This window comes from Helicobacter pylori (assembly GCF_001653475.1).
Lineage (GTDB): Bacteria > Campylobacterota > Campylobacteria > Campylobacterales > Helicobacteraceae > Helicobacter > Helicobacter pylori_CM.
Map to the genome: position 1 here is coordinate 924,021 of NZ_CP011487.1, position 15,307 is coordinate 939,327.

The following is a 15,307-nucleotide window of genomic DNA, read 5'->3' on the forward strand; positions in this document are numbered from 1 at the left end:
ATGTTAGAATTATACTTGAATTTATTCTTTCTTAATACAAAAGGCAGGCGTTTTGAAACATTTAACCCCACTCACTCACACCATCTTTAAAGCCTTATTGCTAGGCACAGCCTTAAGCGCATCTTTAAGTTTAGTTGCAGCAGAAAGCTCCGCTAAAACAGAGTCTAAGCCTGCTAAAGGGGTTAAAAACAAGCCCAAATCGCCCGTTACTAAAGTCATGATGACGAACTGCGACAATATTAAGGATTTTAATGCTAAGCAAAAAGAAGTCTTAAAGTTTGCTTATCAATTCGGATCTAAGGAAAATTTAGGCTATGAAATGGCAGGTATTGCATGGAAAGAGTCATGCGCAGGGGTTTATAAAATCAATTTTTCGGATCCGAGTGCGGGCGTGTATCATTCTTATATCCCAAGCGTTCTAAAAAGCTATGGGCATAATAACAGCCCCTTTTTGCGTAATGTGATGGGGGAGTTGCTCATTAAAGACGATGCGTTTGCTTCTGAAGTGGCTTTAAAAGAGTTGCTCTATTGGAAAACACGCTACCATGACAATCTAAAAGACATGATTAAATCTTACAACAAGGGCAGTCGTTGGGAAAGGAGCGAAAAATCTAACGCCGAAGCTGAAAAATATTATGAAGAGATACAAGACAGGATCAGGCGTTTGAAAGAATCTAAAATCTTTGATTCGCAGTCCGGTAATGACCAAGAATTGCAAAAAAGCGCTAATAGCAACCTGGATTTAGACCCTATCGGCAATACCATGCCCCAAACTTTAGCTAAAATAGAGACTAAAGAAACTCAAACAGAGAAAACCCAAGCAGAAAAATCCCAAGAAATGAAAGAGGCAACTAGCGATCAAACAACTAGCAAACCAGAAAAAGCAAAGGATAAACCCATGTATTTGGCTCAAATCAACAACACTGATTTTACACCCGCTAAAAAAAGCCCTCAAAAACCGGCTAAAGTGATTCAAAAACGCCCCCCCAAGAATAACATTAAAAATAATATAAAAAGCAACGCCAAAACCGCTTCCAAAAATAAAGAAGTGTGCAAAAATTGCTCTCCAGGGCAAAGAAATGCGATTTTAGCCAACCACATTACTCTCATGCAAGAGCTTTAAAAAGTCCTAAAAATGGCACAAAAAACTCTTCTGATTATCACTGATGGCATTGGGTATCGTAAAGATAGCGATCATAACGCTTTCTTCCATGCTAAAAAACCCACTTATGACTTGATGTTTAAAACCTTGCCTTATAGCCTAATTGATACGCATGGCTTGAGCGTGGGCTTACCTAAGGGGCAAATGGGAAATTCTGAAGTGGGGCATATGTGTATTGGGGCTGGTAGGGTGCTGTATCAAGATTTAGTTAAAATTTCTTTAAGCCTTCAAAACGACGGATTAAAAAACAACCCCGCTTTTTTAAACACGATCCAAAAAAGCAAGGTGGTACACCTTATGGGTTTAATGAGCGATGGAGGCGTGCATTCACACATTGAACATTTTATCGCTTTGGCTTTAGAGTGTGAAAAATTCCATAAGAAGGTCTGTCTGCATTTAATCACCGATGGGCGCGATGTTGCTCCTAAAAGTGCTTTAACTTATTTAAAACAAATGCAAAATATCTGCAATGAAAACATTCAAATCGCTACCATAAGCGGTCGTTTTTATGCCATGGATAGGGACAAGCGCTTTGAAAGGGTTGAGCTTGCGTATCATAGCTTAATGGGGCTTAATAACACGCCTTTAAGCCCTAGCGAGTATATCCAAAGCCAGTATGATAAAAATATTACCGATGAATTCATTGTACCCGCTTGCTTTAAAAATTATTACGGCTTACAAGATGATGAAAGCTTTATTTTTATCAATTTCAGGAATGATAGGGTCAGAGAAATCGTGAGCGCTTTAGGCCAAAAGGAATTCAGTGGCTTTAAGCACCAAGCTTTTAAAAAACTCCATATCGCTACCATGACGCCTTATGATAACACTTTCCCCTACCCTATTTTATTCCCCAAAGAAAGCGTTCAAAACACGCTCGCTGAAGTGGTCTCTCAACATAACCTAACCCAAAGTCATATCGCTGAAACTGAAAAATACGCGCATGTAACCTTTTTCATCAATGGCGGAGTGGAGGCACCTTTTAAAAATGAAAACCGGGTGCTTATCCAAAGCCCAAAAGTTACCACTTATGATTTAAAGCCTGAAATGAGCGCTAAAGAAGTGACCCTTGCGGTGTTAGAGCAAATGAAACTAGGCACGGATTTGATTATTGTGAATTTTGCTAATGGCGACATGGTAGGGCATACGGGGAATTTTGAAGCGAGCATCAAAGCGGTAGAAGCAGTGGATGCATGTTTAGGAGAAATCCTTTCACTAGCTAAAAAATTGGATTACGCCATGCTTTTAACAAGCGATCATGGGAATTGCGAACGCATGAAAGATGAAAACCAAAACCCCTTAACCAACCACACCGCCGGGAGCGTGTATTGTTTTGTTTTAGGGAATGGAGTCAAATCCATTAAAAACGGAGCGTTAAACAATATCGCTAGCAGCGTGTTAAAACTCATGGGCATTAAAGCCCCAGCAACGATGGACGAACCCCTATTTTAAACTAAAGGAAAAGAATGCAAATTGATGACACCTTATTGCAACGCTTAGAAAAATTGAGCATGCTAGAAATTAAAGATGAGCATAAAGAAAGCGTTAAAGGCCATTTAGCGGAGGTTTTAGGCTTTGTAGAAAACATTTTCGCTTTAGAAACTAGCACGCTAAAAACAGATACAGAGCTATGCACCCCTTTAAGAGAAGATGAGCCCAAAAGCCAACCCCGCATCGCCAAAGAGATTTTAAGCCAAAACAAACACAGCCAGGATCATTACTTCGTTGTGCCCAAAATTATTGAATAGGTTTTATTGAATAGATTTCATATCAAGTTAAAAACTTGATTTTTGAAATCCAACAGACAGAAAAAAGCTATCCACTTGATTCAATTCAAGCTTTTTACTATTTTTAAAAGCGCTTTCAGCCTTTTTTTAACTCATTAATCACTTCCACTAGCCCCACAACCGCCTTTTTGATTTCTTCATGCGTGATAATATAAGGAGGCATGAGATAAATGGTGTTGTTTAAAGGGCGTAATAACAGGCCTTTGGTCAGAGCTTTTTTAAAAACCGCCAAACTCAAACGCTCTTTAGTGTGAATAAAGACTTCAAAGGCAAAGACCATGCCCAAATGCCTTAAATCAGACACCACTTGTTGCTCTATCAAGGGTTTTAATGCGTTTTCTAGCGCGTTAAAAATAAACTCGCTTAAAACCTTGTTCTTTTCAATAACATTTTCTTTTTCAAAAATATCCAGCGTGGCGTTCGCGCATGCACATGCTAGGGCGTTTCCTGTGTAGCTGTGCGAATGCAAAAACGCTTTATTTTCTTCATAGGGAGCGTAAAATTGGTTATAGATTTCATTATGGGTTAATAGCACGCTTAAAGGCAAATACCCCCCACTAATCCCTTTAGATAAGCATAAAAAATCAGGCTCAATTACGCATTGTTCATAAGCAAACATGCTCCCTGTGCGCCCAAACCCGGTAGCGATTTCATCAAAAATAATGTGGATGTTTTTTTGCTTGCACAATAAAACGGCTTGTTTTAAATATTTTGCGCTATAAATATGCATATTCCCTGCGCATTGTAAAAGAGGCTCTGCAATGAAGGCACAAATTTCTTCATGATGCTTATCTAACAGACGCTTTAAAGCGTCCAAACTATTTTCTATTTCATTGTCGTTTTTAGGCACGGGTGTAGTGAGATTCTTAAGTAATAAAGGGGTGTAAGTGTCTTTATAAAGTTTCACATCGCCCACGCTTAATGCTCCCAAAGTCTCGCCATGATAGGAATTAGAGAGCGATAAAAAAAGCTTTTTGTGGCGCGTTTGATTCTTTAAAAAATGGGCGTGATAGCTCATTTTCAAAGCGATTTCAATACAAGATGAGCCGTTATCCGCATAAAAGCATTTGTCCATATGAGTGAGCTGGCAAAGCCTTTGAGAGAGCGTGATGATGGGTTTATGGCTAAAAGAAGCCAAAAGGACATGCTCTAGATTATCAATTTGATTTTTGAGCTGCTGGCTGATGTAGGCGTTATTATGCCCAAAAAGATTCACCCACCATGAGCTGATTAAATCCATGTAAGCGTTATCATTAAAATCATAGAGGTAAATCCCTTGAGCCTTTTTAATGGGGATAATGGGGAAATTTTGATGCTCTTGCATTTGCGAGCAAGGATGCCAAAGATATTCCAAATCCAAAGCGGCTAAATTTTCTTGAAAATTCATGTTAAAAACTCTCTGTAATAAGGATAATTTTAATAACCTTTGGTTAAAATAGGGTTATTTGATTTTACTATAAGGTTGTTTAAACCTGAATTTCACATTTTTTATTTTTTAAAAGGGATTAGAGTTCTTATGATTGAATGGATGCAAAATCATAGAAAGTATTTAGTGGTTACAATATGGATAAGCACGATCGCTTTTATTGCCGCTGGGATGATAGGTTGGGGGCAATACAGCTTTTCTTTAGATAGCGATAGCGCTGCCAAAGTGGGACAGATTAAGATTTCTCAAGAAGAATTAGCCCAAGAATACCGCCGCCTTAAAGACGCATACGCTGAGTCTATCCCCAATTTTAAAGAACTCACTGAAGATCAAATCAAAGCCATGCATTTAGAAAAAAGCGCTTTAGATTCACTCATCAATCAAGCCCTATTGAGAAATCTCGCTTTAGATTTAGGGCTTGGCGCTACGAAACAAGAAGTGGCGAAAGAGATCCGAAAAACGAGCGTTTTTCAAAAAGATGGCGTTTTTGATGAAGAATTGTATAAAAATATCTTAAAGCAAAGCCATTACCGCCCCAAGCTCTTTGAAGAAAGCGTTAAAAAATTTTTGATTATCCAAAAAATCAGTGCTCTATTCCCCAAAACCACTACCCCTTTGGAGCAATCCAGCCTATCGCTTTGGGCAAAATTGCAAGACAAATTAGACATTCTTATCCTAAACCCTAATGATGTTAAAATCTCTCTTAATGAAGAAGAGATGAAAAAATATTACGAGTCCCATAAAAAGGATTTTAAAAAGCCCACAAGCTTTAAAACACGCTCTTTATATTTTGACGCCAGTTTAGAAAAACCTGATTTGAAAGAGTTGGAGGAATACTACCATAAAAACAAGGTGTCTTATTTGGACAAAGAGGGGAAATTACAGGATTTTAAAAGCGTTCAAGAGCAAGTCAAACATGATTTAAGCATGCAAAAAGCGAATGAAAAAGCCTTGAGGAGTTATATCGCTCTAAAAAAAGCGAGCGTGCAGAACTACACTACGCACGATTTTGAAGAAAACAACTCCCCCTATACTGCTGAAATCACGCAAAAACTCGCCGCTCTCAAGCCTCTTGAAATCCTAAAACCAGAGCCTTTTAAAGATGGTTTTATTGTAGTGCAGCTCATCTCTCAAACCAAAGACGAATTGCAAAATTTTGATGAAGCTAAAAGCACTCTTAAAACCCGCTTGACTCAAGAAAAAACCCTTATGGCGTTGCAGGCATTAGCTAAAGAAAAACTTAAGGATTTTAAAGGCAAAAGCGTGGGCTATGTAAGCCCTAATTTTGGAGGTGCTATTAATGAGCTTAACCAAGAAGAAAGCGCTAAGTTTATCAACACCCTTTTTAACCGCCAGGAAAAAAAGGGGTTTATCGCTATTGGTGATAAAATGGTGCTCTATCAAATCACAGAACAAAATTTCAACCACTCATTTAGTGCAGAAGAAAGCCAGTATATGCAGCGTTTAGTCAATAACACTAAAACGGATTTTTTTGATAAAGCGTTGATAGAAGAATTGAAAAAACGCTATAAGATAGTCAAATACATTCAATAAATGCAAGGGGAAATAATGGAACATAAAGAAATCGTTATAGGGGTTGATATAGGCTCTAGAAAGATTTGCGCAATAGTGGCTGAATTTAAAGAAGGGATTTTGCGCATCATTGGCACAGCCCATCAAGACTCCAAAGAAATCAATTCAAAAGCCATTAAAAGAGGACGTATCAATAGCCTTGCTCACGCTTCTAACGCCATTAAAGAAGTGATTAATAGCGCTAAAAAAATGGCAGGTTTGAACGCTGATGAAGACAGAAACAACCCCATGCCCCATTTTGGGGAATACCACCCTAAAACTAAGGCGATTGTTTCTTTTTCTGGAGCTTATACTGAAAGCATTAGAGATGTTACCGGTGTAGCGAGCACCAAAGATAATGTGGTAACCATTGATGAAATCAATCGCGCTATCAATAACGCATGCGCTAAAGCAGGCTTGGATAACGACAAACATATTTTGCATGCCCTCCCCTATCGCTTCACTTTAGACAAACAAGAAGTGAATGACCCTTTAGGGATGAGCGGAACCCGCTTGGAAGTCTTTATCCACATTGTCTATACGGAAAAAAACAACATTGAAAATTTAGAAAAAATCATGATCCAATCTGGGGTAGAGATTGAAAACATCGTGATCAATTCTTATGCAGCCTCGATTGCTACCTTGTCTAATGATGAAAGGGAATTGGGCGTGGCTTGCGTGGATATAGGCGGAGAGACATGCAACCTTACGATTTATAGCGGCAATTCTATACGCTATAACAAATACTTACCCATAGGCTCTCACCATTTAAGCACGGATTTGTCGTGCATGCTCAACACCCCATTCCCTTACGCTGAAGAAGTTAAGATCAAATACGGGGATCTTTCTTTTGGAAGCGGCGAAGAAACGCCCTCTCAAAATGTCCAAATCCCTACCACCGGATCGGATGGCAATGAAAGCCATGTAGTGCCTCTTAGCAGAATCCAAACTATCATGAGAGACAGGGCTTTAGAAACTTTTGAAATCATCCACAGGAGCATTCAAGATAGCGGTTTAGAAGAGCATTTGGGTGGGGGCGTTGTTTTAACCGGAGGGATGGCTTTAATGAAAGGGATCAAAGAGCTGGCTAAAGCCCATTTCACTAATTACCCCGTGCGTTTGGCCGCCCCTATGGAAAAATACAATATCATGGGCATGTTTGAAGACTTGAAAGACCCTCGCTTTTCAGTCGTGGTTGGCTTGATTTTATACAAAGCAGGGGGGCATACCAATTATGAAAGAGACTCTAAAGGGATTATCCGCTACCATGAAAGCGATGATTACACAAGAACAGCCCCTCAATCAAGCCCTACCCCCCATATCCATTCATCGCCTACAGAAAGGAATTTGAGCGATTTAAAAGCCCCTAGCGCTCCTTTAAACACCGCTAAAAACGATGATTTCTTACCTGTAAAATCCACCGAACAAAAAGGTTTTTTTAAAAGTTTCCTTGATAAGATTTCTAAAATCTTTTAAGATACAGCAATTTCTTTATGCGATAAAAACGCCTTAATAGTTATCAAAAGCTAGAAAACATGGTATAATCCTTTAGATATTCATCAAAGTTTAAGATTTGCAAAAATCGTATCTCAAGGGGAATGTGGCTATGGTTCATCAATCAGAGATGGAAAATTATAATATCGGTCAAGCGAGCATTGAAGAAGTAAGCGATCCAGCTTATAAAGGGGCTAAGATTGTCGTCATCGGTGTTGGAGGTGGGGGGTCTAACATGATCAAACACCTGGTTGAATACGGCGTGCATCAAGATGTTACCCCCATTGCAACGAACACTGATGGCCAACATCTCAAAAACAATCCTGCTCCGGTTAAGATCCTTTTAGGCAAAGAATCCACTGGAGGTTTAGGCGCTGGGGGGGTTCCTGATATTGGTAGAAAAGCCGCCGAAGAAAGTGCTAATGAAATTAGAGAAGCGATTAAGGACGCCAAATTAGTCATTGTCTCTACAGGGCTTGGAGGAGGGACTGGGACTGGAGCCACCCCTACTATCGTTAAAATCGCAAAAGAAGTGGGAGCACTCACGATCGCTATCGTTACCAAGCCTTTCAAATACGAAGGGAATCAAAAAAGAAAGAGGGCTGAAGAGGGATTGAAAGAATTGGAGCAATCTAGCGATTCTATTTTAGTTATCCCTAATGACAAAATCCTTCTCACCATGAAAAAAAACGCTAGCACCACGGAATGTTATAGGGAAGTTGATGATGTCTTGGTTAGGGCTGTGAGTGGCATTTCTACTATCATCACTAAACCCGGTAATATCAATGTTGATTTTGCCGATTTAAAGAGTGCTCTTGGTTTTAAAGGCTTTGCGTTAATGGGTATTGGTGAAGCCACTGGCGAAGAATCCGCTAAATTAGCAGTGGAAAACGCGATCCAATCGCCTCTTCTTGATGACGCTTCTATTGAAGGGGCTAAGAGCATTATTGTCTTTTTTGAGCACCACCCTGATTATCCTATGATGGCTTATTCTCAAGCGTGCGATTTTATTCAAGATCAAGCCCATCAAGATGTTGATGTTAAGTTTGGCCAACACACGAGCGATCATATCCCCATTGATCATGTGCGCGTTACTATCATTGCAACCGGTGCTGAAAGAAACAGCACTGGAGCGAGTTTAGAATCTATCGCTACGCCCTCTCAGCCTGTGGTGAAACAAGCAAGAAAAGTGGGTAATGGCGGGTATTTAAAGATCCCTACTGAAGAAGAGCTATCCATACCCACAACCATGAGAATCCAGCAAGATTAATTGCAGATCTCGCTTTTCTCCCCTATTTTTATAGGGCTATCATAAAGTAGTTTGTTGGGTTTTTTCTCATTCGTTTTTTTAGAATGAAATTAAAAAGCTTTGGATTTTCTGTGTGCTGACTTTTAGAGTATTTGGGGGATTTTAAAGTGCTTAAATGGGGAAATTATCCCAAAACACCCCCTCGTTAATAAAACACTAGAAACTCATTTGGCAAAAACCAAGGGCTTTGTTGTTCATGCTTGCCACCCATAGATCCATTATAGATTTGTGAAGTCAATGCATTTTTGACTGAATTGAGCTTCATATCTCATCAAATACAGATAATATTTGTCCCATCAAAATCATTGACAGCAGCAGTGATTTTATCAAACAAGTCATCACTTTCTTTGATAATCTTTTTTCAAAAGATCGCACACATCAGTAAGAAACTCTCGCTCATTGGCTTTATGAGTCTTCTAACACGCTCGCAATAAGGCTCTGACTTTAGAGTCTTCAATTCTTTCTAAAAATCATAATTCAATAACATAACTTGCTCCTTTTTAGAGTGTTAGCCTTAGCGATCTTTAATTATTCTAGATCAAACTCATTCCTCTTCTTGCCCTTCTATGTGTAAAACAGGCGTGATAATTTCATGCAAAAAGTCGTATCGCTCTTGGAGAGATTTCTCATTCCACTTCCTATAATTGCTATACAATTCTTTAGTGATGTCATAACAGCTAATCACTTTGCTCATGTCTTTGCCGCCATAAATTTCTCTTTTTTCATCAAAATCCCCGTTTAAAGCTTGTGCGTTCTTTTTACGCTTTAAAAGGGTTAAATTCGCGATATTATTTAACCATTTTTCTCTTTTTTCTTGGTCAAAATCTGCGTTCCATTGACTGCCTCTTTTGGGCTTTTGGGGCAAAATATGCTCCACTTGGGTTTCTGCATCCATAACGATAAAATTGGGTTTCTCTTCATCTGTCATGAAATAATTAGCTAGGGCTAAGACAGGACACGCCCATTTGCTAGAATAAGCAGAAGAGCTATCCCATAAATTATAGTGGTATTGGTCAAAGGTGTTATGAAATGCTATGTTATTCAATATAAGCTCCTTAATGGTTTTAATACCCTTATTGCTTTTAACATTTTTGATAATGTTGATATTCGTTGACTTGATGCGCGTGATCGTGCCTCCTGCAATCCAAGTTTGATAATAATAAGACACCAAAAGCTTTTTCAAAGCATCAAAATCAGGGTATTTGACATAAAGGGCTGTCGTTAAAATACTGGCCCAAAATCTGGAGGGAAGGTATCTTAATAAGTAAATGTATCGGTCTTGTTTTTTTAACAAATCGGTATAAGATTTCATAAAAGCGCTCACATCATAAATAAACCCGCAAGCGTCTTTTTTGCTGTCTTTGAACACCTTTTTTAATCCCTTATCGGCTCTCTTTTTAGAAACGCTAGGGTCAGCGTATTCCAAATACATGTTAAAAAAGTCTTCCAAATCAATATCTGTGCCTTCAACACTCTTGCAAGCTTCAACCAATTTGTCCCAAGTGGTTATAAAATCCTTACGCTTTTCACTATCTTGTTTGATTTCTTGCATTAAACTGGATTTTAAAATATCAATAGGGCTTAAGGGTTGGCCTCTGTCGTTTAACACTTGAAAGATTTGCATCGCGCTGTCTTCTTCAAAACAAACGATCCTGGTCAAAACAATGTGCTCATAAAACCATTTGACAAAATCATCAATATCGCTTATTGAACCATTTTTTATGCTCTCATCCAAGAGCTCCTTGAAATAATAAGCGTTACGCCAATAAGTGTTTTCTTCAAATTTCTTATGCAACTCGCTCTTTTTAAGGTTGTCTTCAAACTCCAAATTGTTTAACACCGTGTTTTCAAAATCCTGCTTGTAATTTTGAGCGGTTAAGAACCTCAGACGATTTTTGTCTTTATCAAATCTGTCATAAATACTCTCTTCAATAAAAGCTTTAGATTTTGGCTCAAGACTGTGTTTATAAAGCTTTAAAATCGTGCAAGCTAAAATGATAAAACTCGTTAATCGCTGTTGACCATCCACAACATCCCATCTTTCATCTTTTTGATTTTTGGCAATCACAATAGAGCCGCAAAAATACTCATCTTCTCTGTTGCTTGTATAGCTGCCCACCAAATCATCAATCAAAGCCCCTAAATGATCTTTATCCCACACATAAGGGCGTTGGTAATCAGGAACTTGATAAAAATATTCCCTATCCGCTAAAATTTGATGGAGTTTTTTTAACTCTACTTCTACTTTTGCCATCATTTCTCCTTTGAATTGAACTCGGTAAGCCCCACTGATTTAAAAATGGGGCTTATGGAATCCAATGGTTTAAAGATGTTATGCGGGTTATTGCACGGGTTAATGGAAGGGGGAATGATAAAAAGCAGGGGATTTTTAAGTCGGTTTTGGTAAAAGTTATAAGAATAGGGTAGCGTTGCTTGATGGCTTGGATGGTTGGATGCCATTTCTACCCCTTTTTAAAAAAAAGATGACATGGGGTATTATATCTAACTATTACCAATAAAGGCTTAAAACTTCTTTTAACTTCTAAAACTAGTTGCTCCATTATAGATTTGAGAAGTCAATGCATTTTTAAAGGGTTATCAGTATCAAAGATAAATTAATAGTGCTTATTTAAGCTGTTATATGCGATGTCTTTAACACCAACGCATAAACTAGGTCTGTGTTCTCTGCTTGCATTATCGCTAAGTTATATGCCCTACGACCAGAGATAACCGCTATTGAGCAGTTTAACATTCGCTCGTATAATCGGCTCATAGATAAAGCACTGATATTCATCTTTTAAGCCATTGAAAATGTTTTTAAAATCGCTTGGCATGGGTTACTCCTTTAAAATTCAAGCATTACTATAATCAATACGCCCCACACCAATCACTTAGAAGAGTCTTGATTTTTAATAGCAATATCTAGCTTATTGAAAGGGATTTCAATGTGGTTAGCATCTAGGGCGTTTTTGATGCGTTCAATGAGTTCGCTGCGCACATTAAAGATCCCATCTTCAATCTTTGCCCAAACTCTAATGGTGAAATTCAATGAACTGGATCCAAAATCCGTGATTCCAATAAAAGTGGGCATGTTTTTATCAATTTTATCCATTGCGTCAATAACATCTTTTATAGTCTTATGCACCAGTTCAATATCGCTCCCATACCCTAGCCCACAAACCCATTCAATGCGCCGACATGCAGTGTTATTACTATTGATAATATTAGAATTAGCGACACTTCTATTGGGCAAAACCGCCAAACGCCCGTCATGCAAGCGTAAAGAAGTATTAAAAAAATTAAGTGCTTCTACTTTGCCCTCCAGACTAGAGATTTCAATGATGTCTCCTTTTTTGAAAGGGTGTAAAATGATAAGGATTATCCCTCCAGCAATGCTTGAAAGATAATCTTTTAAAGCCAACGCCACAGCAATCCCCACCGTTCCTAAAACAGTGATAATAGAGGTGGTTTGCACGCCTAGCGTGCTTAGCGCAATGATTGTAGTGATGATAAGGATTAAGATAAAAGTAACCTGTGCGACAAAATTCGCTAAAATCTCATCCTTTTTGGATAAAAGTTTCATGGTTTTGTTTCGTAAGAAAAACGAAAAATAAAAACCTACACAAAAGACAATGACAGCCTTGATCAAGATTATCCCAAAATGCTTTGCCTGCGGGAAAAAATCCACTAACAGCGTTTTAATTTCATCCATAAATTTTTCCTTGCAAATCACAAAATCGCTAGAAACGACAAGATAACTTATCCTATCGTTATGTAGCTAGTTTTGACATGTTAGCATGTTTAGGACTAACCTTATTATCATAACTCAAACGCTCAATCTAGCGTTAGTGTCAAATTGATTGGCTTTAACACGCTGTCTAATGAAAAAGGGTTTTTAGCATTGAACCTAGAGGCCACTTTATGCGCACCCCATACTTGATGGCTAGCGCTCACTATATGGCAATGGTTTTTCTCTAGCTTGGCTTTAATGGATTTTATACAACCTAGAAAGGAGCGGTTATGCTGTATTTTTCTTTTTTTAGTAAGTTCATCAAACGCCTTTAAGTTAGGGTTATTTATAGCTTCACTTAAGGTCATTTTTAAAGTCGGTTTAATTTTGTAAGTTCTCATAGCATGAATAAGGCTTGGACTGACTTTATCGCTAGTTATATTAAAATTTTTATTGGTTCCTAACACGCTATCCAACCTGAACGACTTTTTCATATCTACATAACCGAAAGTGCCTATTACCCCACCCGTTGTGCTAGTTTTCATTCTATTAGCGTCAAGTTTGGCTTTTAAACTTTGTAAGGTGTTTTCAACTATTTGTGTGGGTTTATAGAAAAAGAACTTCCTTCCGTGTATTTTTGAATAAGCATTTTGAAAGGATTTAGCGCTAGGGTTCGTATCGCTACCAAAACTGACAAGCTCTGATTTTCCTATCAACTGCCCTAATTTACAATGCCTGCGTATTTTACCAAAGAAGTCATAAGCTCAACCCCATTAGGGTTTTGTGTGGTGCAAATGAGACTAAATCTAGCATAAACCTTACCGCCTTTTTCTACCACTTCAGGACACCACGCAATGCTATTTTACTCGAACTTATTCCCTAGTTCAATAAGTTCTTTTTTAAAAGATTTGGTTATTTTTTTCATTCTTTTATTGATTTATAGCGGTTAAAGTCGTTTAAATCCATTGATAGCGTTCTTTTAAGAAATCGTGCGCAGATACCCGTTTTCGCTCAGCATGACATACAAGCGCCCCATGATTTCTTTCTTTTCTTCCATATCCAGTTTGTTGTTGTCTTCAATTTTTTGTTTTAAAAGGCGCTCGATTTCTTTAGTGTCATAGTCCAAATCATCTAGCACATCTAAAATCGTTTGGGCTTCGCAAATATCTTCCACTTCATAATCGCCTTTTTCATCAAAAACCACGCTAAATTCCGTAGGGTGCGTGAATAAATTGTGTTTCATGCCTAAAACTTCTTGATACGCTCCCACTAAAAAGAACGCTAAAAAGTATTCTTCTTCATCCACATCTATATCATGCAAAAACAAGGGCTTTGTGGAATCAAAAGCGATTTCCCCATCGCTATCGCAAGTAATATCCCACAAGCTCGCACTCCTGGTGGGCTTTTCATCTAATTTATTCAAGGGCATGACCGGGAAATTCTGTCTCAAGCCCCAATAATCAGGCAAGCTTTGGAAAAACGAGCAATTCAATAAATAGCGCTCTTGGACTTGCTCTTGAATGCGTAAAATATCATTATGATCCTTAACATAAAGCAATTGCACCGCTTTTTTGACGATCAAATGGGCTAAAACTTCAGTATTGCTCCTGTCAATCAAATCAATATAGCCCAAATCAAAAAGCGTGAATAGCGACTCGGTGTGATCAAAACTATCATGCAAGTATTCAATGGCGTTTTTTTCATTGATGTTAGCGAGCAAGTCTAGCATTTCATCAATCAAGGGAGGGTTATTACTTTCTTTGATTTTTAGGGATTTTTCATTGTATTCATGCGAAAACAATTCTAACACCGGGGCCACTAAAACGGCATGGTTAGCGGAAATATAACGGCCTGATTCAATGAAAATATCCGGCTCTATTTCTTGCTTATTTTTCACAATTTCCCTCAATAAAAACACCACATCAGCGCTGAATTCCTCTAAAGTGTAGTTTTTATCTTGGTGGTGCTTGTGTTGGGTATATTCTACGGCTAACCCCCCTCCAATATTCACGCTATTAAGATTCTTAGCGCCCATTTTACGCAATTCTGCATACAAGTTTCCCGCTTCTCTTAAAGCCTTTTTTAAGGGCGAAATATCGCTAATTTGAGAGCCTATGTGGAAATGTATCATGTGAAAATGCTCTAACAAGTCGTTTTCTTCTAAAAGGCGCATCGCTTCTAAAACTTCAGTGCTGCTAAGACCAAATTTAGAATTGATCCCCCCACTCTTTGCCCAAACGCCAGTACCAGTGCTGTGCAAACGGATGCGAATGCCAATTTTAGGGCAGGCTAAAAACTCGTTTTGTTTAGCCACGGCGATAATGGTTTTTAACTCATTCAAACCCTCAATCGTTAAAGTGATTTCATGCTGCATGCTTTTAGCGATAAAGCCAAGCTCAATCATTTCTTTGTCTTTAAAGCCATTCACGGTGATAGGGGCTGTGGGGTTAGTGTAACTCATCGCAATGATGAGTTCAGATTTACTCCCGGCCTCTAAACCATAATCTAAACCCTTAGCCCCTTGCACTAAAGGGAAAACAAACGAGGGCATTTGATTGACTTTTAAAGGGAAAACCGCTTTAAAAGCCCCGCTGTATTGATACTCTTTAATCGCTAAAGAAAACGCATCAAACAGGCTTTTGATTTGTTTTTGCACCAAATGAGGGAATCGCACCAACAAAGGCCCTCTATAACCCTTATCGCGCACGCTTTGAACGATTTCTAAAAGCGAGGGGTTTTTGCCATGACAAATTTTAACCAAGCCTTTTTCTATCTTAAATTCGTTATTGCTCCAAAATTTAATCCCATAATCATGGACTTCTTGCATTTT

At 38.4% G+C, this 15,307-nt stretch carries 12 protein-coding genes; 6 read left to right on the top strand and 6 right to left on the bottom strand.

Translation table 11 applies throughout. The features are described from left to right. The first annotated feature begins 52 nt into the window (after positions 1-52). Genes AA974_RS04415 through gatC form a run of 3 tightly spaced genes read left to right on the top strand, consistent with a single transcriptional unit; the run spans position 53 to position 2,907 of the window. On the top strand, positions 53-1,123 hold the full coding sequence (locus AA974_RS04415; protein ID WP_064433585.1) for a hypothetical protein: 1,071 nt from the start codon (positions 53-55) through the stop codon (positions 1,121-1,123). A 12-nt stretch (positions 1,124-1,135) separates the two neighbouring features. Further along, positions 1,136-2,611, top strand: a complete 1,476-nt coding sequence (gene gpmI / locus AA974_RS04420; RefSeq protein ID WP_064433586.1) for a 2,3-bisphosphoglycerate-independent phosphoglycerate mutase — start codon at positions 1,136-1,138, stop codon at positions 2,609-2,611. A 14-nt stretch (positions 2,612-2,625) separates the two neighbouring features. Further along, complete coding sequence (gene gatC / locus AA974_RS04425) at positions 2,626-2,907, top strand: Asp-tRNA(Asn)/Glu-tRNA(Gln) amidotransferase subunit GatC (RefSeq protein WP_064433587.1); 282 nt, start codon at positions 2,626-2,628, stop codon at positions 2,905-2,907. A 115-nt stretch (positions 2,908-3,022) separates the two neighbouring features. Here gatC and AA974_RS04430 read toward each other — a convergent pair whose 3' ends face one another. Beyond that, positions 3,023-4,333 (bottom strand): adenosylmethionine--8-amino-7-oxononanoate transaminase, encoded by a 1,311-nt coding sequence (locus AA974_RS04430; protein WP_080471030.1) that lies wholly within the window; start codon positions 4,331-4,333, stop codon positions 3,023-3,025. A gap of 129 nt (positions 4,334-4,462) precedes the next feature. Between AA974_RS04430 and AA974_RS04435 the strand changes: the two genes are divergently transcribed. The 3 genes from AA974_RS04435 (at position 4,463) to ftsZ (ending at position 8,708) form a co-directional block, all read left to right on the top strand. Beyond that, positions 4,463-5,926, top strand: coding sequence for a peptidylprolyl isomerase (locus AA974_RS04435; RefSeq protein ID WP_064434068.1), 1,464 nt, complete (start codon positions 4,463-4,465; stop codon positions 5,924-5,926). After that, entirely contained in the window at positions 5,927-7,420 is a 1,494-nt protein-coding gene (ftsA, locus tag AA974_RS04440) for a cell division protein FtsA (RefSeq protein WP_196207220.1), read from the top strand. A gap of 130 nt (positions 7,421-7,550) precedes the next feature. Beyond that, entirely contained in the window at positions 7,551-8,708 is a 1,158-nt protein-coding gene (gene ftsZ / locus AA974_RS04445) for a cell division protein FtsZ (protein ID WP_064433589.1), read from the top strand. A 583-nt stretch (positions 8,709-9,291) separates the two neighbouring features. Here ftsZ and AA974_RS04450 read toward each other — a convergent pair. The 5 genes from AA974_RS04450 to speA all read right to left on the bottom strand — a co-directional run bounded on the left by AA974_RS04450 (position 9,292) and on the right by speA (position 15,304). Further along, the gene (locus tag AA974_RS04450; protein WP_064433590.1) at positions 9,292-11,001 is read right to left on the bottom strand and encodes a DUF262 domain-containing protein; all 1,710 of its coding nucleotides are present in this window, start codon (positions 10,999-11,001) and stop codon (positions 9,292-9,294) included. Beyond that, complete coding sequence (locus AA974_RS04455) at positions 11,001-11,207, bottom strand: hypothetical protein (RefSeq protein WP_064433591.1); 207 nt, start codon at positions 11,205-11,207, stop codon at positions 11,001-11,003. Before AA974_RS04455 ends, AA974_RS04450 begins: the two co-directional genes overlap by 1 nt. Positions 11,208-11,634: 427 nt before the next feature. Continuing rightward, positions 11,635-12,459: a small-conductance mechanosensitive channel MscS gene (gene mscS / locus AA974_RS04460; protein WP_064433592.1), complete on the bottom strand. Its 825-nt coding sequence runs from the start codon at positions 12,457-12,459 to the stop codon at positions 11,635-11,637. A gap of 122 nt (positions 12,460-12,581) precedes the next feature. Further along, the gene (locus tag AA974_RS08290) at positions 12,582-13,022 is read right to left on the bottom strand and encodes a hypothetical protein (protein ID WP_412767735.1); all 441 of its coding nucleotides are present in this window, start codon (positions 13,020-13,022) and stop codon (positions 12,582-12,584) included. Between the two features lie 434 nt (positions 13,023-13,456). Beyond that, a complete protein-coding gene (gene speA / locus AA974_RS04470; RefSeq protein WP_064433593.1) occupies positions 13,457-15,304 on the bottom strand; it encodes an arginine decarboxylase in 1,848 nt (615 codons plus the stop codon). Positions 15,305-15,307 lie beyond the last annotated feature (3 nt).